Origin of the sequence: Shewanella sp. ENK2 (assembly GCF_043568515.1) — a bacterium.
GTDB classification, from domain to species: domain Bacteria; phylum Pseudomonadota; class Gammaproteobacteria; order Enterobacterales; family Shewanellaceae; genus Shewanella; species Shewanella japonica.
Window position 1 is genome coordinate 1,520,970 of the sequence record NZ_CP171406.1, and the last position, 24,730, is coordinate 1,545,699.

Consider the following 24,730-nt stretch of genomic DNA (forward strand, 5'->3'; position numbering starts at 1 on the left):
TTAAGCAAAAATATAAAACAATAATTTGAAGGGAAACCCTATGTCATTTACTAAGTCAAAACTAGCGACGTGCATTGCAATCGCCTCAATGATGCCAGCAGCTAGCGTCGTTGCCAGTCAGTCTGATGTGTTGTCACCTTACTCAGCCTCAGCTCAACAAACCGAAAATGCTACCTTATATGTTTACTTATCTGATAAAGGGTCATTAACTAAAGCAACTATCAACAACAAAAGTAAATTTGCCCAGCGCCTACAACAAATAGAAGCAAGTCAGCAGCAAGTGATTAATAACATCATGGCGCTTGATGGCAATATCAAGACGCTTCCTGGTTCTAAACTCGTAGGTAACTTTATTCGAGTACAAGCCGACAGCAGCTATATTGAAAAAATTAAACAACTTGATGGTGTACAAGCCGTGGTTGTGGCTGCAGCACCTATTAGCGTGCCAACAAATGCACTTCGTACAGCAGCAAGTCCTTCGATTAACTCTATCACTCCAGCTTCTGCGCCAGCATTTTCTGACGACATGACAGCGGGTGAAGGCGTTAAAGTTGCCATCATTGGTAGTGGTGTTGATTATACCCATACAGGACTTGGCGGCGATGGCAGCGATGAATCCTATGCAACAGCAATGGAGAATGCCGTTAATGCATTTGATGGTTTTCCAACAGATGTGGTTGTTGAAGGGATGGACTTAGCCAGTGATGCAGGCTGGGGATTAGATCCAAACCCAATCGACCAAAATGTGTATTTTACCCGTGATTACGACGGTGCGACACACAATACAGGTCACGGTACTCGACTTGCCAGCGTTGTTCACGCTTTAGCGCCTGCAGCCAAAATTGCAGCGTATAAAACCTCAAATGTGTCTGATCCATATGGCTACGGCTATAGCTTGTCATCAGAAACTTCAAGCACATTTATGTTGGCTCTAGAATACGCTCTTGACCCAAATCAAGATGGCAGTTTTGACGATCGAGCAGACATCATTGTCGTCGATGCATTAGGTGGTAATGCATTTTATGCTGAGCATGATGATGGCGTATCAGGTGCAGTGATTGAAGCTTATGCAATTGAAATGGCTTCGGCATTAGGTAGCTTAGTGGTAGTTAACGCTGGTAATGGCGGAGAATGGTACGACAATGGTTTTAATATGACATGGCGCGGCGCCGCGCCGAGTGCATTAACAGTTGGTGGCATGGTTGCTGACGAAGAAGGCAATATGATGGTCACAGAAAAGACCCCATATGGCCCAGTTCGTGGTGCATCAACATTCAGTAAACCTGATATGGTCAGCTACGCTGAAGATATCGAAGTCGCCGTTGTCGGTGGTGGCGATGAAATGGACACCCAATCTGACACTGTCATGGCAGCTGCCCGCATGGCTGCCGCCGCTGCGGTATTAAAATCAAAACGCCCTTCATTGTCGATGACTGAAATCAAAGCATTGCTTATGAATACAGCCAACAACAAAGTCATGGATCTAAACAACAAGCAAGGTGAATTAACGCTTATTGGTAGCGGCGCTGAAAACCTTGAAGACGCATTAGCTTCTGCAGCGGTTGTGTGGGAAAAAGGCTCATATCAGCCTAACCTCAGTTTTGGCTTTTCAGAAGGCACTGGCACGCAGCGTTATACCAAACAAGTGCAGCTTAAAAACCTTTCAGAAGAAACCGTCACTTACGATGTTGCCCTAACAAGCATGGGCAAAGATGGCGACATGGCGCTGACTTGGGAGCATCCAGCCAATATCAGTGTCCCTGCAGGACAAACGGTCGTTTTCCCAGTGACTATGGTTGTTGATTACACCAAGCTGGCTAACTGGCCGATGAAAATGGGCAGTGATTTAACTATTGAAAATTGGCAAAAAATCGAGCTTTCAGGCCAGCTACAATTAATGGCTGAAGAACGACCAACACTGAGTGTGAATTGGCTTGCCAAACCACGCGCGAAAACTTCTATCACCCGTCACTTTGATACGTATGAAGAAATATACGGTACTGAGTTTACTCAAAAATTTAGCGAAACAGCTGGTGCATATGCACAGCAATTTACCAATGACAGTGAAACAGAAACAACGTTTGCCGTGTTTCCTGCCATGAAACACCAACCCAACATCAATGTCGGCAAAGAGCATACCAAAGGTAATATGCTCAACACGGTTGCTGGTGGTATTTATGATGAAGCGATGTGTTCGTCAGGTAAAAAAATGGTTGTTGCTGGCCGCTTCTTTGAACCGAATGATGTCGGGATGGCGAACCATTTTGATAAAGCGGGTGCAGCACTTGTCTATTGGAGTACCTACCAAGAGCAGTTTGTTATCGACAACGAACTCGATAAAGCAGTCAATGGCGATCCTTATGCATGGGATGAAGCGACTCAAATGGTCATGAGTGGTTTTATTGAAGTTGATGAAAATGGTCAGCCACATTCCTACTACATTGATTTTAACAAAGAGTACGACTGGACCGATCATTATGGCCGCTACACAAAATCTAGCTTACCCACGTATGTCACAGGTCATGGCCAAAACTTTGTCGCACAATACTGTCTCGATGACTTATATCATGGCGAAAACATGGCGAGCTTAGAGGACTTTGACCAAAACCAAGGCTGGCTTTTTGGCACCGACCGCGACGCTTTAGCAAACCTTGGTGAACCCATTATTCTGTTTAATCCGGTCCAATATGGTAAGACAACCACAACTGAGTATTTCGACTGGTTTACCGGCGAAATGGTCGAAACACAAAGTAAAGATGGTGGACTACCATTAATCTCTCGCTTAGTGGAAGAAGGTGAAGCCAAAGATTACAGCCCGATGGTCACTCTAGCCGCTGGCGAAACAGCCGAACTTGCGATGGCAAGTGAGTGTAACTTTTCTTTCGGGTTTGGTGGCGGTGGCTGTCAAAATGACGGGATGTTAATCATGAGCCTGGAAAATAACTGGGCAATGGCGACGCCTATGGGCCAAGGTGATTATGCCTTTATTCCACATCCCAAAGACGGCCAAAGTCACAGCATTAATGAAGATGCTGAAATGGGAGAAGTGGTTGCCCATGTTGAACTGGATGCAGAAACCTTCTTTGCTAATGGTCAATATGAAGCAGAATGGTCTCCATACACACTGGCATTAGCCAAAGCAATTCCTGGCGATCCTTTCTCGGTTGCAAACAACGGAGAAATCACCGTCAACAACCCTGATGCTATCGATTATGATGCAGGCCACATGAGCTATGACTTAGAAGTCATTGGCTATCAAGGTAACGCATACACTGCGGTATCGACAGTGACGATTAACATTAATAACGTTAATGATATTGCACCAGCAATTATAGCTGAAATGCCAGCTGTCACCATGGATGCTCAACAAGCGGCTGAAATTGATGCCTCAATGTATTTCAGCGACGCTGAAGGTGATGCACTGACATTTAGCGCGACGGGTCTACCTGAAGGCATCAGTATCGACAGTAAAACAGGTATGATTACTGGTACTGCAGCTGCTGGGACTTATGAGGTGGTAGTAACAGCTGATGACATGGTCAATAAAACCGAAACTCGCTTTACCATGACCATTAATGCACCTGTGGCTGAAGCGGCGCCAGAACCTAAAAGTGACGATGGTGGTAGCCTAGGCTGGTTAAGCTTAAGCTTGCTCGCTTTACTTGGGTTACGCCGCAGACAACACTAACCTTAGATAACATCTAAAATGAATAGAAAGCGCCTTATGGCGCTTTTTTATTTCCCGAGATACAAATTGAAACATTAATTTAACATTTAAGCAATATAACTTAAGGCGCTGTAATTGTTATAAAAACACTCCTATCAGTAAACATTATCCAAGATCCCAAAATTCTTGGCGTATTTCAAAAAATAATAAATCAGTTATGTTACTCAAAGCTATTTGGTCATGCCTAAAACGCATTAATAAAATATACCAGCACCGTTAAATAATATTTTTAAGCACCATAACCAAATATTACTCTGAACATAATAACGAATAGAAACACGCTCAGGAGTTTATGCTGTTAATATGATTTCCCTTCCTTATCAGCGCTACCAGATTGGTCAATGCATTATCAACTGTTACGACATGACTATCACCTCAGAAAACAATACGGTTGCCTTACCTGCAAAAGTATTCGAATTTTTGAAATTATTGCTGCTTCATCCTCAACAAACAGTCACTAAAGAACAAGCAATTGAAAAAGTATGGCAAGGTAATATTGAAGTAGGAAAGCGTGGAACAGGGAATGCCATTTGGCAGTTACGAAAATCATTTTCTGAGCTTGGACAACAGCCTGAAGATTACTTCAAAACCGTCACAAAAGTGGGTTACCAGCTATTAATTAATCCGGTCCCCATTACTAAGGTGGTCACTCATCAACAGCAAAAATCTGATAATAAAAAGCCCATATTTATAGGGTTTTCTTTGGCGTTAATTGCATGTATTGCATTTTTTGTCAGCCAAACAGCAACCAAGTTAACCCAGCCTCCGATTAATGCTCAGGTTAAACCAGAGCGAATCACACATTTTGAAGGTGTAGAAGAGCGACCATCCATTTCACCTGATGGACGGTTTATGGCGTTTCAATGGCGTAAAAGTGGGACAAAAGGTCAGTTATACATTAAGAATTTACAAGACGAAGATGCCCCACTAAGACAAATTTCAATGAGTCACGATACCGAAGCAACGCCAAGCTGGTCGCCTGACGGACAATCATTGGCCTACCTAAGAACCACAGTCGATAATCAGTGTTTTGTGCATGTTCGTGATCTCATCACAAACCAAGATAAGCAACTGGATAATGCCTGCGTTAGTAAGGGGTATTTACACAGTCTTGAATGGTCGCCAAACGGTAAAGCGCTTGCGTATGTCAAAGCGACCACTGATGCATCAGCTATTTTTAGCTATCAATTCGATACTCAGGAAGTGACTCAGTTAACCGCCCCATTAGCTGGTGAGCATGACCTAATGATGAGCTGGTCAACAGACTCAACTCAGCTTGCTGTCATGCGAAGCCAAGATAACATGCAAGCAAAGATCATGCTGTATTCACTCGATAGCAACACCACAACCAACCTCATTTCAGATGAAACCCTTATCATTGGAATGGACTGGGAACATACACAAAATCAATTGTATTTTACCGCGCTAAGGGAAGCGGACTTTGTCATACAACGATACGACTTCGACACCCAAACATTAAGCGCTTTTCACCAAGATGAAACCATCAGCAGCATTACAATCAATGAAGCTAACCAGAGCCTGTATTATGCAAGGCATATTTCACAAGAACACATCACACATCGCTCGTTAAAAGATGGGCAAATCATCAAACAGCTTATCTCTTCATCTCGCGATTTATATGGACAATACTTTACCGCAACCAACGAATTAATCTTTTTATCTAATCGCTCAGGGAACTGGGAATTATGGCTTAAGCGTCAAAATGAAAATATGATGCTAACCAATGATATCGGTATGATTTCAATCCCTTCCCCTTCTCCAACAAGTTCTTTGTATGCTGCACCTATTCGCACCTATGGAATTGACTACAATGAACTGTACTTAGGTGATACTCAAAACCAAACCTTAGCAAAGATTGAACAAGTGAAAGGCAATGTGCGCTACGCATCTTTTTCTAATGATGGTAGCGCTATTTATTACTCGGCATTTGTTAACGAACATTGGGGATTTTATCACTTCGACCTTGCCACAAAAAAAGTCAGCCTACTCCTTGATAAAAATATAAAATTTGCCATCGAAGACGATAAAAATGGTATTTACTACACGTTAGATAATGAGCCTGGAATTTATTATTGGGCCATCAGCGATGGGTCAGTTATTCAAGCCGCTAATGATGAAACCCAAAGCACTCACACCAAAGTGAATGACTCACTGAGAGCCAAAGATTGGGGCAGTTTTTTCTATCAACAAAATGCCTTGTATTACCTTAAGCGAAGCGATGAGAATGACCTCATTCAAAAACGTGATGCCAATGGCCAAATCACTACAGCGTTTACCTTACCAGCAATGAGTATTCGCAATGAACGCAGCCTTGCCAGTAGCACTGACGGTCACTTAATTGTCAGTATGCAGGGTATCAATGATGCTGATATTTATCGCATTCCACTATCAGACTAGCCATGAGCTCTAAAAACTTGTGACATATTCTTTTACAAGCCAACTAAGTTTAACGAATTAAAACATGGTGCATAAGCGCACAATTTTTGACACACTGTAGCGCTAATTTTGGGTTTAAATTCAAGCAAAGAATTAATAACAACAAGGATGCCCCATGAAAGCACTTTCACTGGTTTGTGCCAGCATCGCTTTGGCGTTTTCAGGATTCAGCCACAGCGCAGAAATCGACCATAGTCATATTCAACAATTTGGCCCTGTCGCCATTCCCACTTCACAATCTTTATCGGCTGGCAGTCACAGTGATGCTCTAAGAGCCAACCTTGCATCAAGCTTGTCAGCTAATAGTGATATCGATATTTTTGGTAAAAGCTACCAATGGCAAGCTGTTGATACTAAAACCGCAGCCGGTTGGGTTGGCTATAAAGTCCAGCTTAGTGCAGAGCGATTTACCCAAGGTACATTAACGATTTCAGGCCTTAATGAGCCGCAGATATACCTTAACGGTGTGCTACTTGAAGCATCTGCTAAAGCTGAAATCGCACTGCAAAGTGGCGATTACCAATTCATGATTTTAGCCGATGGCTGTGATGATGAATCTGAGTTCAGTATTGACTGGCAAGGTAAGTCAGATGTTGATAATCCGAGTTTTACAGCAACTAAAACCCATCGAGTGTCTCCTGAGCAGTTGTTTGACTCCGAAGTCGTCACGAGTCTGAACCTATCGCCAAATGGCAAATATTTACTCCAAAGCAAAAGCCATTATCCGGCCAATAATGACAATAAACCTGTCAGTGTCACCGAGTTAATCAGTACCTCAAGTAAAGATGTGCTTTATCGTTGGCAGCACAGTGCTCCAGCAAGCGCCGCTTGGGTAAATAACAGCAAACAATTGGCTTTTGTTGCCGACAATCAAATACAACTGCTCACTGTAGATGGCATTAACCTTGATATCCTCGCTAATGACATGGAAAACGTCTCGGGCCTTCAATGGTACGGCGATAACTTACTATTTAGCTGGGAAAAGCCCTATAAAGCAGACGAGAAAGCAACCAATAAACGCTTCCAAGCCCTGCAAGATAGATGGAGTTACTGGCGTAACAACAGCCAAATTTATCAATTAGATGTTAAATCAGGCTTCATTCGCCAGTTAACCAATGACAAACTCAGCAGCTACTTGCTCGACAGTCATGCCGATAAAGAAACACTCCTGCTGACTCGTTCACCTGTTGATTATAAAGAACCAGCTCATAGCTTAACTCAACTGGTTGAGCTCAATGTAAAAGACCTATCTGAAAAGCTCATTGGTGAATACCGTACTTTCAATTCAGCCACTTATACTGATGATGGAATGTACATCATGGCCGGGCCTGATTTTATGAACGGTCTAGGGGTTCAAGACACTAGCGTGGTTGTCAATAACTATGATGGCCAGCTTTACTGGCGTAGTAACGAAGGTGAAGTCACCGCTCTCAGCAAAGACTTTGATCCTGCTATTGGCGGCGCAGCAAAACTGAGTAATGACGACTTAGTATTGCGCGTTGGCGAAGGCGACCGTGGCCAATTATATTTGTTCGATATTAGCAAAAAGCGCTTTAATAAATTTAATGCAGGCATGGATATGGTTAATCGCTTCAGCGTAGCCAGCGACTTATCAAAACCTGTTATTGCTTACGCTGGCACCTCTGCCACCGTGCCACAAAAAGCTTACTTGATGAAATCGGGTAAAAAGTCACTGCTATTTGATAGCCAAGCAGCCAGTTATGCTGATACGCGCTTAGGTGATATTCAAGACTTCGATTTTACCAACAAACATGGTCACAACATTGATGGCCGTGTCTATCTGCCTGTTGATTTTGACGCCAATAAACAATACCCAGCACTTGTTTATTACTATGGCGGTACATCGCCAGTAACCCGTAACTTTACTGGTCGTTGGCCATTTAACCTATGGGCTGCGAAAGGTTATGTCGTGTATGTATTACAACCTAATGGTGCGACAGGTTATGGCCAAGCATTCAGTGGTCGTCACGTTAACGCTTGGGGCGACTACAGCGCTGATGACATTATCGAAGGTACACAAGCCTTCTTGAAGGCACATAACTTTGTCGACCCTAAACGTGTTGGTAACATGGGCGCCTCTTACGGCGGCTTTATGACCATGTATTTAGCCACTAAAACCGATATTTTTGCCGCTTCAATGGCACATGCTGGGATCAGTAACTTATCAGCTTACTGGGGCCATGGTTGGTGGGGTTACGGCTACTCAGGAATTGCGAGTAAAGGCAGTTTCCCATGGAATAACCGTGATTTGTATGTTGAACACAGCCCGCTTTATAACGCCGACAAGATTAACACCCCAATGTTATTGCTTCACGGTAATGCTGATACCAATGTACCCGTCGGTGAAAGCCACTACATGTACACCGCATTAAAGATGCTAGATAAACCAGTCGAACTGATAGAGTTCAACGGCCAAGACCATCATATAAATGGTCGCCAAGCTCGCTTTGATTGGTGGGATGCAACCTTGGCATGGTTCGACTTACATTTGAAAGACGAGCCACAATGGTGGAACACGCTTTATCCTGAAACAAAAGCAGCTGAGTCTGAGTAAGCTTTTATGACAGGACAAACCTAACCAATAAAAAGCCCTGATGATTCAGGGCTTTTTAATTATTCAGACACAAGGATTACTGATAGAGCTGTTTGTAGTTGGGAATATGTTCGAGCCAAAATGGCGGTGTACCGATATATTCTTGCACCGCCTTAATAAACTCACTGACTAATAAAGTCTGTTTTCGATGTGGGTATACCGCATAAATGCCTGTATCCATCGTTGATAAACCATAGTTAGTCAGTAATGGTACTAACTTAGATTGCGCGATAGGCTCTTCTAAATTAAACAAATCAATCAAGCTGTAACCGAGCCCAGACTTAACTGCATCGATTAACGTTCGCACATCACTGACTTTATAATTACCACGCATTTTATACATTTTATACAAATCGCCATGGGGAGTTTCAGTTAAGCACATCTGATCTAAATTCACATTACCATTGCCGTAGACCACTGCAGGCAGTTGAATCAGCTCTTCAGGTGTCATAGGCATACCATGTTCTTGAATAAAGCATTCTGACGCCACAATGGCAAAGTGAGTTTTAGCAATTTTCCGTGCAATTAAATTCGACTCGGTGAGTTTGCCAACTCGAAATGCCACATCAAAATGGTCTGTAATAATGTCAGTGCGCTTATCATCTAAGTTTAGGGTGACTTTTACCTCAGGGTATTGCTTCATAAAACGGGTGATCACTGGCTGCAAATATAATTGGCCAAAATACACCCCAGACGTAATGCGAATAATCCCCTTAGGCTTTGACTGGTATGAATCTGCAATATTTTGAACTTGGGATAAGGTATCAGTCAGCTGTAACGCTTGAGCTAAAATCTCTTCTCCAGCTGAGGTTAATGAAAACGAACGTGTTGAACGATTCAATAACTGCACACCAAGTTCCGTTTCTAATTTTTTAATCTGTTTAGACAGCAACGAATTGTCCATGTCATGCAAAGTTGCAGCCTTGGTAAACGAGCCTTGCTGAACGACATCAACAAATAGCGCCAATTGTTTGGTTAAAGACATGAAATTACCGTTAATTTAATTCGATGTGTGACTAATAATGACCTAATTAGTCCAACTTAGGAGTCAATTTATAAATTGTTCTGGGATGAATAACCTTAGCAAGTATAAAAAAACTACAACTAAATGAGAATAATATTTATTTACGTTGTAAATTTTGCTATTTTATCATCAAGTCCATGACGTAGCAGGCATTACAGTGAGTTCAAAAAGCGCGCTAAAAAAGCTAAAGAAGAAGTCAAAAAAATTGACCAATAAGTCATTAAAGCAATTGAATGCGTTAACGGCAAACACCAGTAAAGTCACCTTGCTTAATCCGCAACTAAAGCAAGAGCTTAATCAGTTGTCAGGGCAAGTTGTTGGTAATGTTGTATCGGAACTTATTCAGCCACTCAATCCAGTTTTATCATGGTTTAATGACAGTGGTCAGGCATCTCATATTGCGCCTGTTAGCCGCGTAAAAATGCCTATCTCTACAGCAAAACCTGCAGCGACAAACGCCGTCCAAATTCAGCCACGTTCGATTGCGCAACTGCCGCTAAAAACGCCACCTTGTAAACGCTGTCCAGCACTCGCTGGGGGAATTGTAAATGTGCGATGAAAAAATTTAATCTGAATTAATAACCCATTAAACGCTAAGAATGACGCGGCTGATTGAGGGCCCAACTAGGCGAGATAATGCAATACCTGCCATTCCTTTTACTAGCGTTTTAGTACCCGCAATAACAGCACTTTCAACGAATGATGACTTACCGCTTTCAACTAGCCAATCATGACTTTCTAGAATTTCTAACAAGCTTTCACAATCAAGCTCATTATCATCAAAGGTAATTGCGACTGAACCTGCATGGCATTGGTGTTTAATATGTTTGATAGCATCAATTTCATTTAGCTGCTCAATAAGCTCAACAACTTGATCTTTATTGTAGCGAATATATTCAGATCTCACTCTTAACCTTTGCTTTGTTTTATGAACATAAACACTCATCGCACACCTCTATAATTGATAATCATTATCATTACACTAATATTATCACTGACAGCAATTGTACGTAAAGCACTCGATCACATTTTTGACCTTCAAACATTATTTCTTTATCCCTGTTCTGCTTACTTCAATAACATATCCCCTTCCCGCACAATCTTTACAAAACTTACAAAACCAAGTCTGTTTCAGCATATATATATTAAAGCATTCAATATCATCAGCTTAACGCTACTCCCTACAGCACTTTTTCGCTCAACTTCAAATTTAAACGGATGATTAACGATCCCTGCCATAAAAATTCACTCAAACGTGATCTTAAACAAATAACTCAAGATTTTCGGTTCGTATAATGCTCGAATGGACAAATATCTAAACAAAGTTATCAAAATGAGACGCTGGGTCATGATAGCTCATCATATTCCCGGCCGAATTCGTCTCAAATACAAGCTTGGGATCATGTCACACCTGATGCAGTTTAATTTGCAAAATGTTGACGATGTGATTGCTCAAGTACCCGCTTTTGTCAGTTATAAGATCAATAAATCGACTGGTAGCATCGTCATTGAATACAACGCCAATCTCGTCAAACCTGAGCTGGTTGATGATCTTTTCGCAGGAACAGATGAGCAGGCAGAACACGCTTATTTCGCCCTTGCTCAGTACTTAAATGCCGAAGGAATTAGAACATGAGCCATAAATACACATCCGAGGGTTATGCCCCACAGTATGCTCAACAAGGCGACAATCAAAGCGTCCCTCAACAAGAGCAAAATCCGCAAGCTCAGCCACAGCAGGCTCAAGTACCACCAGAAATGAATCCTTACCAATCACATATGCCTCCAGGTTATGGTTACGGTATGCCGCCTAATGCAGCCTACCCTCACATGCAACACCCTCATGCTCATATGCATCCGGGCATGCATCAAGGCATGCAGCATAACCATCCGCATATGCACCCAGGATTTAATGGCCCACACGGGCATCCACACTATCACTCACCCTATGCGCAACATCATCCAATGTGGTCACAACCGCACATGATGCACCCCGCATATTATCCTCACCCTAACATGCCACCTCAGTCAGAACCTGACGCAAATGCAGAGCAAAACGATCCATTTATGGAACAGGCGCAAGCCATGCTCGAACAAGCATTAGGTGAAGACGCAGGCATGTTTAAAGACATATTAGGAAGCTTAGGTATGAACGATAAAGAATTTTGGAAAGGCGCAATGATTGGCGCTGCAGCCGCATTATTACTTAGCAATGATAAAGTCCGTGGCAAGTTAATGGACGTAGTCTCTGGCGCAGGTGACATGCTCAAAACGGGTGGCGGTAAAGTAAAAGAAACCGCAAGCCAAACAGCGAGTAGCGTTAAAGAAAACGTGACTAACAGCAGTGAAATCTTTAAAGACACCTACAGTGCGGGTAAAGAAGGTTTTCAAGCATCGGTAGAGCGTCATTATCAAGCACCAGCTGAAGAAGCGACTGCTGAAACAGAACCTGCTCCAACTGAAGAAACACCAGTGCTAGCAACGCAATCATCAGATGAAATGAAACCAGCATGAGTAATACATACAGCCAACTAAGCCCTGCCAGCCGTGCCTTGCTTGTCGGTGCCATGGTAGGCGGTGGCGCCTCGGTCGCCACCCAGTGGAAATCTTACAAACAAGGTGAGATAGAAGCAGAAATGATGGTGTCTAAGGCGACTAAATCAGCTATTCAAGCGGCGGCAATCAGTGGGCTCACCACTTATGCTGCTGGTAAAATGGCTGGCCGTCCAGTCTTGTCATTAATGACGATTTTGGCTGCAGGCGCAGCGGGACTTTACCTCGTCGATCAATTTTCAGGAAAAAATCACCATGAATAATTATCCTCCTTATGGCTATGGTTACGGTTATGGCCCAGCAGGTCAGGCTCAACAGGCACAGTCTGCTCCGACTGAAAACGCTGCACCATATAAAGCACAAAACACCAAAACCCACTTTATGATGGGGTTAGCCGCAGGCGCTGCCGTGGCGTATTTGATCAGTAATAAAAAGGTGCAACAAAGTGTGGCATCAACCGGCGAAAAAGCCTGGTCTACAGTACGTGGTGAAGTAGAAGAGCTCAAAGAGCGCCTCGAAGACACACAAGCTGAGTTAGATTATTACCGTAATCTGCATAAAGGTGAATAATGATCCCGTTGCGAATTAAGCACCATATTCCGGGTCGTATACGCTTCAAGCTCAATCGCGCAACCGAGCTTGAAGATACTGGCGAGTGGATCAAAAAAAGCCTCATGGTGATCCAAGGCGTCAGTGCTGTGCGGGTCAATGAAGCCGCTCACTCGATTGTGATTGATTACGATGACAACTTGCTTGAGCCTCACACTATCGAGGCTAGGCTAACCCAGATTGATCTTAGCGAAGCTGAGCTTGAAGAGTCTGAGCATCAATTTACCCGTGGCGATATCGCCATGAATGTCATTGGTACTTTATCAGCGGCTTTGCTGCCTAATAAATGGGGGGCTTTGACCACTGCCACTCTGATAGCACCGACCCTTGCTGAAGGCATTTCAGAGCTGAAGCAAAAACGTGTATCAGTTGAAGTGCTTGATGCTATCGCCGTAGGTTTATCAGCCTATCGCGGAGATTATCGCACTGCGATGATGACCCAAACGCTGATTAGTCTTGGCGAATTCATGGAGCAAGAAACCTGTCGTAAAAGTGACAAGTTGCTCGCTGATTTGATGATCCCACAAGAGTCTATAGTTTGGCAGATCATGCCTGATGGCACTCGCCTGCAGGTAAGCTCAACTGAGCTTGCGGTGAACGACATTATCGAATTAGTGCCAGGTGACCCTGTTCCGATTGATGGCGTTGTCATTGATGGCGCTGCGCTAATTAATCAGTCAGCGTTGACGGGGGAAAGTGTTCCTATTCGACGAGAGCTCGATGCCGTTGTGTATTCAGGTTCTAGCGTGCATGAAGGCACAATTAAGGTCAGAGTTGATAAAGTCGGCAGTGAAGCGACTACCGCTAAAATTGCCCAACTGATTTACGACTCTCTGAGCGAAAAAAGCGAGATCCAGCAAGTCACCCAAGACATGGCGAATCGCCGCGTAAAAATTACCTTAGGGATCGGTGCTGCAGTATTTACACTGACTCAAGATATTAATCGTGTCGCATCTGTCTTTTTAGTCGATTACTCCTGTGCGCTAAAACTCAGTACACCAGTGACGTTCAAGTCCATTATGTACCGCGCCGCTCAGCAAGGCATCTTACTCAAAGGCGGTAGCGCCATCGAAAAGCTAGCCGAAGTGGATGTGTGTGTATTCGATAAAACTGGCACCTTAACCCATGGCGATATGGAGGTCACCGACGTAGTGCCATTCAATTGCCAAGGTGAACACTGCGCTCGAGATTTATTGGCCATTGCAGCCTCAGTTGAAGAGCACAGCAACCATCCACTTTCGCAAGCGGTAGTGAACGCTGCTAAACATCATAAACTGCCACACATTGATCATGGTGAAGTGGAATACGTCATTGCTCATGGGCTCAAAAGCACCGTCAATGACCATTGCCTTGTTATGGGTAGTCGTCACTTCCTTGAGTCACATGAATCTGTCGACTTTAGTGCCTATGAAGAGCAAATTCGTCAATATGAAGCCAAAGGGCGTCATCTGATTTTTATCTCTCATCAAGGCGAACTGATGGGCATGATTGGCCTTAGAGATCACCTACGTGAAGATGTCTATCAAACCCTAGAGGATCTAAAACAGTTGGGCATTAGCCAATTGATGATGATCTCTGGCGATAGTGTCTACAAAGCCAACATGCTTGGAGAAGATCTCAAACTCGATAGAGTGTTTGCAGAGGCGACACCAGAAACCAAATCAACCATCATTGAGTCATTGCAGCAGCAAGGCCATAAAGTGATGTTTGTGGGTGATGGCGTAAATGATGCACCTGCATTAACCAAAGCTAACGTTGGTGTAGCCATGTGCAAAGGCACAGAGCTTGCCAGACAAGCTGCCGATGTCGTGTTACTGCAAGATAGGTTATACGGTGTTGCTGAAACTTATCAGCTGTCTCAAATCGCAATGAAGATGATCAACAGCAACATAAAAGTCGCTGAATACGTCAACAGTGGCATTATGCTCGCTGCAGCACTTGGCTGGCTTAATCCAACCATGAGTGCGTTATTGCATAACGGGACAACGTTAGGAATTCTGGCTCGTTCGGTCGCCATCAAGAATGGCCCGAGGATCGGCTAGTTCTCGCCAATCCGCGACCTAAAACATCTTGTTTTAACCACAAAAAAGCCCAGTGTAACTGGGCTTTTTTATTGGCACCTGTTGTCCAATACCACTTAGTTTTTAACTGATATAAGGCTAATTCATCGACCGCCTGCCTTGTAATAGCAGCAAGATAAAGTAAATTCCGCCAACGACAGATACGATAGTCCCAGCGGCAATTTGCGACGGATAAACTAGGTTTTGCCCTAACCAATCAGAAAACACCATCAAGCCTGCACCTAATACCGCAGCTGTTGGTAATTGCATTTCAACTTTTTTGGCACCTAAAATCACTGCCATATGCGGTGCAAGTAAGCCAATAAATGCAACAGGTCCCATGGTTGCAGTGACTGCAGCGCAAAGTAATGCCACGCAGCTTAGCAACAAGACAAATGCTTTGGGCACGTTCAAGCCTCTGGCTTTAGCAAACTCTCGCCCCGTTGAAATCAATGTTAACCAGCGACATGTCACCAATGCAAAACCAATTAAACCAATCACCATGGCAACTAAGGTTAATGCCGAAGATGGTGTCACTCGATAGGTTGAGCCAGCCAACCAACTCAAAATGATATAAGACGTTTCATCGCCTTTGGCTAACGCAAATTGGACTATGGCTTCAATCAATGCAGTCAGTGCGATACCAATTAAAATAAGCATTGAAGGCGCATACTGATGCCGTTTGCCTAAGACCAATAAGATAGCTAATACCGACATGCTACCTAAAAAGGCAATGGCAGGCGCAGTGCTAAAAATATTTAACCCAACAAAAATCGCACCGCCAACTAAGGCTAATGTCGCCCCAGCAGAAATACCTAAAATATCAGGACTTGCCAACGGGTTATAAATCAAACGTTGAAGTAGCACGCCTGCGACCGCAAGCCCAGCTCCAGCAGAAGCTGCAGTCAGCAACCTTGGCCACTGAATTTGCCAGCCAAAGGCGTCAGGTATTGCCCAAGTCCAGATGATGTCTTGAGCACTCGATACATCTTGAGCAACAGTGACTTGATTAAATACCGTCGTAAATAAGCCGAGTAACACTAAACCAGCAACTAACACCATTAATTTAGCTTGGCTCATCACATAATGACTTTTCGGCATTGAAAAAGACAACTGATCTTGAGCTGATAGTTTACGGCGAGTAAACCAAATCAATGCTGGCGCACCGATAAAGGCAGCAGCGGTACCCGATGGCACTAAATCAAAGGTTAATACACTTAACCCCACAGCAAGTGCATCGGTTAACACTAGAATAAGACCGCCCAACAACATGCTGTAAAACAGTTCATCTTTTGGGGTTCTTGCTCCCAGCTGCCGAGCAATATTTGGCGCTAACAAGCCAATAAAACTTATCACACCAACGCTGGTAATACTGGCTGCAATAAGCCACAGGCCAATGGCAAATAAGCCTAAAATGGCAGGAATGATATTCAGCCCACGGGCAGAAGCACTTGCTTGCCCCATGCGCAACAAGGCTAATATCCGTGGTGCGAATATGAAGATAAGTACAGCTACAGACAACTTAGGCAGTAGCCACTGTATTTGCGCCCAACCATTTTGCGCTAGATCCCCTGCTCCCCATATAAACAGGTTTTTAGCATATTGGTCATTAAGTAGAATAATCGCCGTTGCAATAGCACCCAGTAAGATATTAACCGCCATACCTGCCAGCACCACAGGTAAACCAGCGAGGTTGCGTACTCCCGCAATTAGAATCACTAACCCCAATGTCAGCATAGCGCCAATTAATGCCGCTATCGGTGCATAGTCACCCACATACGACGGAAACCACACATTCATCACCACCAGTGCAAGCCAGGCCCCTGAAGCAGTACCCAGCGTCATGGGCGACACTAATGGATTTTGTGTTAACTGCTGCATTAAACTGCCGACCAGGCCTAACATGGCGCCAACCATGATTGCCATAACAATCCGTGGCAGTTGAGATTCAACAAACATGATGGCATCAAAACTATCTGCCAAAGTGAGTCTGTCAGAAAAGTTCATCAACAATGACAACTGCTCGGAAACAAGGATTTGGGTATCAATCTGCGCCGACATCAATACCGCTAATACCAGTGCAACAAAGGTAAATACGTAGCGCTGCGACATCGCAAGGTTACTCATGCATCGCCCCCTTATGAATCTCAAAGGTTGGCGCAATCGCTAATAAGCTGCGAGTGAGAGCTTGGGCCATGTATTCAATTGAAATGGCCCCGCCATAATTCCATGCAGGTTCAATACTGTTCATCTTGTTGTGACGCACAAAAGGCATGGCATTCCACATGACACTTTCTTCAAGTTCAGCTTCTTGGGCAAAAGGCTCAAAATACAGTGCGACGCCATCTCCCACATGTCGAAGTGATTTTAACCTCTGCTGTTTCACGCCCCATTGAGTGGCTTCCACTTCGATAGCTGGTTTGATACCAAGTAACGATAAAGCATATTGAGCGGTAGAATTGTCACCATACAAATAAACCGAGGTCATACTGGCAAACCTAAAAGTGCTTACATTAGGCAGTTTGCCTTGATATGCCGTGAGTAATTGTTGTTTCAGCTCATCGATCACTGCATGCATTTTGTCAATTCTGGCTTGAGCTTGTGAGGTTTTGTCTAATACTTTTGCGATACTAAAAAAGTTATCTAACGCCGCCTTAGCATTGTCATGATGCTCGCTGTAGGTTTGAAAAAATAATACTGGCGCAATTTGTTCAAGTCGGGGTAATAAATCTAACTGTGGTGATGCAATGATTATCACATCAGGTTTTAATGCTGCTAAACGTTGAAAGTTAGGCTCCACACGAGTGCCAACATCCATCACCTCATCGGGTACTAACGGGTTCATCACCCACTCTTTGTAGCCTGCAACATCAGGCATGGCAATAGGTGTAACGCCCAGCTCTAATACTTGCTCTGCAATATCCCAGTTGAGCGCTGCAACACGCTTAGGAGTGCGTGGTAAAACCTGAATACCACGACTATCCTCGATGGTAATTTGGGTGTTTGTTTTGCCAGTATCGACAGCGACACTAGGCTCTGCAAACGCTGGCATAATCACAATAAATGCCAATAAATACGACCATAACAAGGCAGATGGTTTTAACATACAATCGCCACCTTATGTGGCTTGTTAGGATGATCAACTAAGGTTACTGGCGTTGCATATAAATCACTTAGCAAGGCTTCATCAAGTAAAATATCAGTATCACCCTGAAACGCTATCTGGCCTTTCTTTAATGCCACTATTTGCGTGGCAAAACGCAGCGCTAAGTTAAGGTCATGCAAAATGACAATCACCCCAACACCGGTTTCTTTATTCAAGCGACTGAGTAGCTCCATCAATTGATATTGGTGCTGAATATCTAAAGCGGATGTGGGCTCATCAAGGATCATCATTTTGGCCTGTTGAGCTAATAACATTGCCACCCAAGTACGTTGTCGTTCACCACCTGATAGTTGATCCGCTAACGCATCTTTAAACTCTGTAACCCCAGTTTCAGCCATCGCTTTTTCGATAATTTGTTGGTCTTCATCACGCCAGCGCCCTAGCGTGCCACGCCAAGGGAAACGGCCTAAGCGAACAAGCTCTGACACATTTAATCCTGCCACCTCAGGTAGCTTTTGCGGCAAATAAGCAACGGTTCTAGCAAGCTCTTTGGCAGAATATTTTTTCAGCGGTTGGTTATCTAAGGTAATGTCACCCGCTTCTGGCTGAAACTGGTTAGCCAAAAGATTAACGAGTGTCGACTTACCAGAACCATTATGACCCAGCACGACGGTTAAGGCGTGGGGATCTATATTCAGTTGTTCAATATCAAGAATGGTGCGCTCATCGCGGATAACTTTAACGTGACTCAGTTGGTACATTAAACACTCTTCTGTTTTAACTTGGGGCAATTAGCGCACTTTTGGCCAGTAACGGTTTTATACACGGAGCAACAGCTAGAACGTGTAAACACTAATTGGTTTGTTATAGGTGAAAGCTGAATCTTCGTGATGTGCTCATCAGATAATGACAAAGCATCGAGCCACAACACGGCCTGTTGACGAATAAAAGTAGCGGAGAATTCAGGATTAGTCTGTTGCAATAAGAGTAAGCGAGACAATAATGCATCTGCAATTAAGTGCTCAACAAATCGAGGGCGACAGCGAACAGATTGATCTAGCTCTTGGCGAAAATGCTCGAAAATAGTCAAAAGTTGCTGACCTGCGGCGCTGACTAACTGATGATATTCACCGGTATCGCAGTCAGTACATGAAAAACAAAAACCTGCCACGACACCATCTTGATGACGCTGAGACATATTGCATAAATCAGGCAAGACTTGGCAGTGATAAATCGCAGTAATGGCAACATACAATGGCTGCCATGTCAGTAAATCCCAGCTACGAGTGAGCCAATAAGCTTGACCAGCCTCAGGCGATTGCAGCTTGATACTTTGATACAGTGAGCGAATATTCGCTAGGTTAGAACCATGGTATGAAATCAAAGAAGAATCTGGACGGTCAGAAACCAAAATCTCCCCTTTAAGATAAGGAGAGATTTGTTCACATTGCTGATATATATCGTTAAAAACAGCTAAACTCATGGCCTGACCAATCGATAAATTAGGGCCATAAAGCGATACGGCTCCGCTTTATGGCAAACACTTCACACTAGATTAGAAGTTATATTTGAAATTTAATTCAATGTTTCGCTCAGCACCGTACCAACAATTCACTGAGTCATAACAGGTGTAGTATTCTTCGTTGAATAGGTTATTAGCCACTAAGTTAACACTGGCACCTAGCAAGCTAGTACTGAACTCACCTAAGTCATAACCCACTGATAAATCAACTAAGGTGTAAGAATCAACTTGGTCTGTGTTCATGGCATCCATTTGCATTTCGCCCACGTAACGTACACCACCACCAATACGCATACCAGCTAACGCACCATCATCAATATGGTAGTTAGTCCATAACGATGCAGCATGTTTTGGCACATAGATAGGCTGTGTACCTTGTAAGCCATTACCACTGTCTTTGGTAATTTCCATGTCGATGTAAGTGTAGTTAACGGCAACATCAAAGCTGTCAGTCACATACCATTGACCTTCAAACTCTGCACCACGAGATTCGATTTCACCGATTTGCAGCTTATCGCCCCATGGGTCATCTGGGTTAGCCATTAGCGCGTCACTTTTCACGATGTTAAAGAATGACAATGCCGCTGTTTTACTTTGATCAGCAGAGCCATATTTTAAACCAAACTCAAACTGCTCACCCATTTCAGGCTTGTAGGTTGAACCATCCGTTTTAGTCCCTGCAACTGGCTCAAAGCTCGTTGCATAGCTAACAAATGGCGAAATACCATTGTCGAATTCGTACATAGCACCAACACGGTAAGAGAACTCTTGATGATCAGCTGCTGATTTACTATCGCCGTAGTCATCTGAATATTCACTTGATGAACTGTAATCATCATAGCGACCACCTAAAATCATGATCAGGTTGTTGTAGCGCATTTGGTTTTGGAAATACAAACCCGTTTGCTCAACCATCACATCATCTTTTGCATCATAGGTTGATGACAGCTGCGATGGGTCAATCATGTCATTATTTGGGTTGAAGATATTGAACGTACCAAACTGGCTCGTCGTGCCGTACTCTGAGTACGCTGACACACCATCAAGTTTTTGGTAATCCAAACCAAACAATAGGTTGTGCTCTAAGTTACCGGTATAGACTAAACCAGATAACTGGTTATCTATGGTGTAGCCCGTTGAGCTCTCTTCAGTGCTGTAGATGTTACGATCTAAGTCACCTGTCATAGGGTCAAAGTTGTCGCCTAAGTGGTAAGTGTTCTTTTGCGATAACGTTGCATCCATATAGCGGAAGTTTTGTAAGAACGACCAGTTATCGTTGAAATCGTGATTGATTTTATAACCAGCTAACACAAATTCACGCTCAAACTCAGACCAATTCTTATCACCCGCAAATGTCGATGGGCTCGTGCTGCCATTTGGGTTGTCGTAAATCATGCCCGATGCAGGTAATGATGAATTCATCCCCATTGACGGGTCATTTTGATAGTACAAGTTAAAGTTAATGTAAGTGCTATCTGACACATTCCAATCGATCGAAGGCGCGAATACAAAACGCTCTTCTTCAGTATGGTCTACTTGACCATCTTTACTGCGTGCTAAAGCAATCACACGGTATGAGAAATCACTATCGCCAATTTGGCCAGTAGTATCAATCGATGCTTCGGTTAGGTTGTCAGAACCCACTGCAACATTCACATCAGTGCTGCGCATTTCTTGTGGCGTTTTGGCAATCATATTGACCATGCCACCTGGTGGCATTGAGCCATAAAGTACCGATGTCGGGCCTTTAAACACTTCAACTTGCTCAAGTGCAATAGGGTCAATTTGTGGTTGTAAGTTCCAGCCTGTTAATGATTGCAGCACCAAGCCGTCATAGTAGCTTTGGTTTACATCAAAACCACGGATATTGAAAGTGTCATACATGGTGACTGCGCCACCTTTTTGCTCAGTAGTGACACCAGGAACATAACGAAGCGCTTGGTTTAACGACTTAACACCTCGCTGATCTAACAACTCACTGTCAATAACCGTCACACCTTGTGGCGTCTCCTGTGGCGTTAAAGACGTTTTGGTTGCTGTGTTTCTGTAGGCTTGGCCGAGAACAGTAATTGTCTCAAACTTTGGCACTTCAATACTTAAGTCATTGCTTTCTTCAGCCAATACTTGCTGGCTATATGCCATTGAAGTAGTGATTGCTGCTGCAACCATGGTGATGTTAAATGACTTCTTATTCTTAGATGAGACCATACCGCCCTCTGCCTTATATCGTTCAATTTCATGTCAATAAACATGAATAGTAATGAGAATGATTATCAAGCGCGAATAATATAGTGTTTCATCCTATTACATTTAACAATTTGGTGCATGAAACGAGGAAATTTGAAATAAAGTATGATTTCGAGAGTAAAATCACAATTCCTAATTAACTGTATTAAGGCAAGGTTCGAATAGGTAACCAATATTCCATATCGGTGGGTGTATCAATATGGGACGTGAGTGGTCCATAATGTTCAAGTTCAAAACCATTCACGCTGTCAAAGCCTGATTGAGGTAACCAATCGCATATTAACCACTCAACCAATTGGCTAAAGCCACTCGCTAAACCATGGTAAGACACCACAGCATAATCTTGGGTAGGGATAACCAAACTGGATAACTTAGCTTGTGTAACATAGGACTGTAATGTTTCAGCAGAAGGTGCATCGATTTGCAATGCCGCCCAATAATGTAAATTGGCATGCTCTGGTGTTTGCTGTTGGGTATCTACAACCCCAACCAATTGCGCTTTACATTCCGTGCTCTCACCGAGTTGACTAAATAAGGTCTCCCATAAATTAGGCACAATTGTTGCCACGTTTGGCGAGGCTTCCAACAAACCGTTTAACGGACTTGAAATACCATAAACAGTAAACTCTGGTCGATGCTCAATACGGGTCTGCAAAGAAGTACTATCAATAAAATGCTCAGCTCGTTGAGTGATAGGGTTTCTTAGACCAACTTTGGTACCCCGTCTGCGATATTGACTAGGGCTAAGACCAAACAGTTGTTTAAATGAACGACTAAAGCTGACCTCAGAAGTAAAACCAAATTGATACGCTATATCTAGCATACGATCATGGGTCGTCAGTACTTTTTCGGCTGCTAAACTTAACTTTAACTCCCTGACATATTGGGCCACATTTAAACCAGTTTGCTGCTGAAAAATACGCTGCAATTGCCATCTTGAAATGCCAAACACCTCCACTAAATCATCCAAACCTAAGGTTTGATCGATATGGCGATGGATATATTCAAGGATTCGCTCAACGCGAGAATAAGGCGACTGGCCTCTCATAGATGTCTTTCCAAATAATGATCAAAACTAACGATAAACGGCAAAAATTCTCGAAAATAAAGCAGCTATAGCTACAACTAGTTATAGCAAGCGAATAGCAAAACATAAAGCCCCTCGCCCAACAGCTCCATCAACCAATTCAGATAACGACTAATGTAACACTTTTATCAGCACAATTATTTTGCTGATAGTTTTCATCACCTTAGATAGATAATCAAACCATTTTGAACAATTGTTCAAAATAACACTTGAACGATCGTTCAATTCATTCTATATTTTAACCAAGCCAAGCAAATGTACGCCAACAACATGGTGTATTACTGCTAATAATATTTGAATTAATTAAACACATTTGAATGATATAAATTCTGGAGTACACCATGAGCAAATTTACTATTCACACCTTAGAGACTGCGCCTGCAGCAAGTAAAGATTTATTAGCGCAATCTAAAAAGCTAACGGCATGATCCCCAACCTACATGGTGTGCTGGCTGAGTCTCCTGCGACATTTGAGGCATATCAAGACCTACATAAACTATTTACTAACTCATCATTTAACGCCGAAGAGCTTACCGTAGTATGGCAAACCATTAATGTTGAGCATGGCTGCACATATTGTGTCCCAGCACATACCGCTATTGCAGGAATGATGAAGGTTGATAGTGAATTAACCGAAGCACTAAGAAACCGCACTGCTATGCCAACTGACAAGTTACAAGCGCTGCACGACACCACATTACTCATGGTTCGTAAACGTGGTTTATTATCCGATGCAGAAATGGACGCCTTCTTTGCGGCAGGTTATGGTCAACAGCAGTTACTGGAAATTATTCTAGGTTTGTCGCAAAAAGTGATCAGCAACTACGTTAATCACATTGCACATACTCCAGTAGATGCGCCATTTCAGCCATTTGCATGGCAAGACAACAAGTAAAACATAGCACCAGCGAAAGCATTACCTGCTTTCGCTGGTTTTCGTTTCATCACCACAAAAACAAGGCTAAGCATGTCAGATAAAATTAAACTCGATATCGTGTCAGATGTAGTTTGTCCATGGTGCATTGTTGGTTATCAAAGCTTACAACAAGCGATTCGCGAGCTGGATATTGCAGATAAAGTCGATATTGAGTGGCAACCGTTTGAACTTAATCCAAACATGCCACCAGAAGGTGAAGAGTTACGCGCTCACGTGGCACGCAAATATGGTTCGAGCCGTGAAGATAGTGACAATGCCCGCGCCAATATTACCGCTCGTGGCGCTGAGTTAGGTTTTGAATTTAACTTTGGCGATAACATGCACATAGTCAATACCTTCGATGCACACATATTGTTAGATTATGCCAAACAATTCGATAAGCAAACCCAGCTCAAGCTAAGATTATTTTCTGCCTACTTCACTGAACATAAAGATATCTCAGACAGAGCAGTGTTGGCTGAAGAGTTAGCCGCAGTCGGTTTACAAGTTGATGAAGCCATGGCGTTACTGGATAACCCTGAAGTGCGAACGCGCATCAACATGGAAAAAGGCCAATGGACAGCGGCGGGGATTTCATCTGTTCCTACTGTGGTATTTAACCGCACCAGCGCGCTAAACGGTGCACACCCTGTTGACTCTTATAAGCAAGTGCTGGCTCAGTTACTTGAAGAGTCCGCTAACTAACTTGTCATCGTTACCTAACATGGCATCAGTGTTCGGCAAATCTATTGAGCGACAAAAAGTTATATAGATTTGCCTTCACGGTTTATATTCAAATCCTTATCTC

At 43.3% G+C, this 24,730-nt stretch carries 18 protein-coding genes and 1 pseudogene; 11 read left to right on the forward strand and 8 right to left on the reverse strand.

Features of this window, described 5'->3' with window-relative positions; genetic code table 11:
* Nucleotides 1-40: 40 nt before the first annotated feature.
* From ACGEDC_RS06645 to ACGEDC_RS06655, 3 genes are all read left to right on the forward strand, one after another.
* The gene (locus ACGEDC_RS06645; protein WP_394497257.1) at nucleotides 41-3,688 is read left to right on the forward strand and encodes a S8 family serine peptidase; all 3,648 of its coding nucleotides are present in this window, start codon (nucleotides 41-43) and stop codon (nucleotides 3,686-3,688) included.
* A gap of 342 nt (nucleotides 3,689-4,030) precedes the next feature.
* Complete coding sequence (locus ACGEDC_RS06650; protein WP_394497259.1) at nucleotides 4,031-6,145, forward strand: winged helix-turn-helix domain-containing protein; 2,115 nt, start codon at nucleotides 4,031-4,033, stop codon at nucleotides 6,143-6,145.
* Between the two features lie 154 nt (nucleotides 6,146-6,299).
* Nucleotides 6,300-8,759 carry an alpha/beta hydrolase family protein gene (locus ACGEDC_RS06655; protein WP_394497261.1) on the forward strand — a complete coding sequence of 820 codons (2,460 nt, stop codon included), beginning with the start codon at nucleotides 6,300-6,302 and terminating at the stop codon, nucleotides 8,757-8,759.
* A gap of 76 nt (nucleotides 8,760-8,835) precedes the next feature.
* Here ACGEDC_RS06655 and ACGEDC_RS06660 read toward each other — a convergent pair whose 3' ends face one another.
* Complete coding sequence (locus tag ACGEDC_RS06660) at nucleotides 8,836-9,783, reverse strand: LysR family transcriptional regulator (RefSeq protein WP_055025534.1); 948 nt, start codon at nucleotides 9,781-9,783, stop codon at nucleotides 8,836-8,838.
* A gap of 196 nt (nucleotides 9,784-9,979) precedes the next feature.
* Between ACGEDC_RS06660 and ACGEDC_RS06665 the strand changes: the two genes are divergently transcribed.
* Nucleotides 9,980-10,381, forward strand: a complete 402-nt coding sequence (locus ACGEDC_RS06665; protein WP_394497264.1) for a hypothetical protein — start codon at nucleotides 9,980-9,982, stop codon at nucleotides 10,379-10,381.
* 27 nt (nucleotides 10,382-10,408) lie between these two features.
* On the opposite strand, the gene ACGEDC_RS06670 is transcribed toward ACGEDC_RS06665, so the two are convergent.
* A complete protein-coding gene (locus ACGEDC_RS06670) occupies nucleotides 10,409-10,768 on the reverse strand; it encodes an HMA2 domain-containing protein (protein WP_394497266.1) in 360 nt (119 codons plus the stop codon).
* 402 nt (nucleotides 10,769-11,170) lie between these two features.
* Between ACGEDC_RS06670 and ACGEDC_RS06675 the strand changes: the two genes are divergently transcribed.
* From ACGEDC_RS06675 to ACGEDC_RS06695, 5 genes are read left to right on the forward strand one after another with little or no spacing between them, the layout of a single operon-like run.
* Nucleotides 11,171-11,458, forward strand: a complete 288-nt coding sequence (locus ACGEDC_RS06675; RefSeq protein ID WP_156003384.1) for an HMA2 domain-containing protein — start codon at nucleotides 11,171-11,173, stop codon at nucleotides 11,456-11,458.
* On the forward strand, nucleotides 11,455-12,336 hold the full coding sequence (locus ACGEDC_RS06680; RefSeq protein ID WP_394497268.1) for a hypothetical protein: 882 nt from the start codon (nucleotides 11,455-11,457) through the stop codon (nucleotides 12,334-12,336). Before ACGEDC_RS06675 ends, ACGEDC_RS06680 begins: the two co-directional genes overlap by 4 nt.
* Complete coding sequence (locus ACGEDC_RS06685; RefSeq protein ID WP_055025538.1) at nucleotides 12,333-12,638, forward strand: magnetosome protein MamC; 306 nt, start codon at nucleotides 12,333-12,335, stop codon at nucleotides 12,636-12,638. The genes ACGEDC_RS06680 and ACGEDC_RS06685 overlap by 4 nt, the downstream gene beginning before the upstream one ends.
* Entirely contained in the window at nucleotides 12,631-12,945 is a 315-nt protein-coding gene (locus tag ACGEDC_RS06690; RefSeq protein ID WP_055025539.1) for a YtxH domain-containing protein, read from the forward strand. Before ACGEDC_RS06685 ends, ACGEDC_RS06690 begins: the two co-directional genes overlap by 8 nt.
* Entirely contained in the window at nucleotides 12,945-15,026 is a 2,082-nt protein-coding gene (locus ACGEDC_RS06695) for a heavy metal translocating P-type ATPase (RefSeq protein ID WP_394497271.1), read from the forward strand. The genes ACGEDC_RS06690 and ACGEDC_RS06695 overlap by 1 nt, the downstream gene beginning before the upstream one ends.
* Before the next feature lie 117 nt (nucleotides 15,027-15,143).
* Here ACGEDC_RS06695 and fhuB read toward each other — a convergent pair whose 3' ends face one another.
* The 6 genes from fhuB to ACGEDC_RS06725 form a co-directional block, all read right to left on the reverse strand.
* Complete coding sequence (gene fhuB, locus ACGEDC_RS06700) at nucleotides 15,144-17,171, reverse strand: Fe(3+)-hydroxamate ABC transporter permease FhuB (protein ID WP_192021702.1); 2,028 nt, start codon at nucleotides 17,169-17,171, stop codon at nucleotides 15,144-15,146.
* Nucleotides 17,164-18,150: an ABC transporter substrate-binding protein gene (locus ACGEDC_RS06705; RefSeq protein ID WP_394497274.1), complete on the reverse strand. Its 987-nt coding sequence runs from the start codon at nucleotides 18,148-18,150 to the stop codon at nucleotides 17,164-17,166. The genes fhuB and ACGEDC_RS06705 overlap by 8 nt, the downstream gene beginning before the upstream one ends.
* On the reverse strand, nucleotides 18,144-18,911 hold the full coding sequence (locus tag ACGEDC_RS06710; protein ID WP_055025542.1) for an ABC transporter ATP-binding protein: 768 nt from the start codon (nucleotides 18,909-18,911) through the stop codon (nucleotides 18,144-18,146). The genes ACGEDC_RS06705 and ACGEDC_RS06710 overlap by 7 nt, the downstream gene beginning before the upstream one ends.
* Nucleotides 18,911-19,633, reverse strand: coding sequence for a siderophore ferric iron reductase (locus ACGEDC_RS06715; protein WP_372037526.1), 723 nt, complete (start codon nucleotides 19,631-19,633; stop codon nucleotides 18,911-18,913). Before ACGEDC_RS06715 ends, ACGEDC_RS06710 begins: the two co-directional genes overlap by 1 nt.
* Nucleotides 19,634-19,705: 72 nt before the next feature.
* On the reverse strand, nucleotides 19,706-21,880 hold the full coding sequence (locus ACGEDC_RS06720) for a TonB-dependent siderophore receptor (RefSeq protein ID WP_394497277.1): 2,175 nt from the start codon (nucleotides 21,878-21,880) through the stop codon (nucleotides 19,706-19,708).
* 184 nt (nucleotides 21,881-22,064) lie between these two features.
* On the reverse strand, nucleotides 22,065-22,967 hold the full coding sequence (locus ACGEDC_RS06725) for a helix-turn-helix domain-containing protein (protein WP_080917073.1): 903 nt from the start codon (nucleotides 22,965-22,967) through the stop codon (nucleotides 22,065-22,067).
* 380 nt (nucleotides 22,968-23,347) lie between these two features.
* Here ACGEDC_RS06725 and ACGEDC_RS06730 point away from each other — a divergent pair.
* Both ACGEDC_RS06730 and ACGEDC_RS06735 read left to right on the forward strand, forming a co-directional pair.
* Nucleotides 23,348-23,901, forward strand: a pseudogene (locus ACGEDC_RS06730) (carboxymuconolactone decarboxylase family protein).
* 72 nt (nucleotides 23,902-23,973) lie between these two features.
* A complete protein-coding gene (locus ACGEDC_RS06735; protein ID WP_394497280.1) occupies nucleotides 23,974-24,627 on the forward strand; it encodes a DsbA family oxidoreductase in 654 nt (217 codons plus the stop codon).
* Nucleotides 24,628-24,730 lie beyond the last annotated feature (103 nt).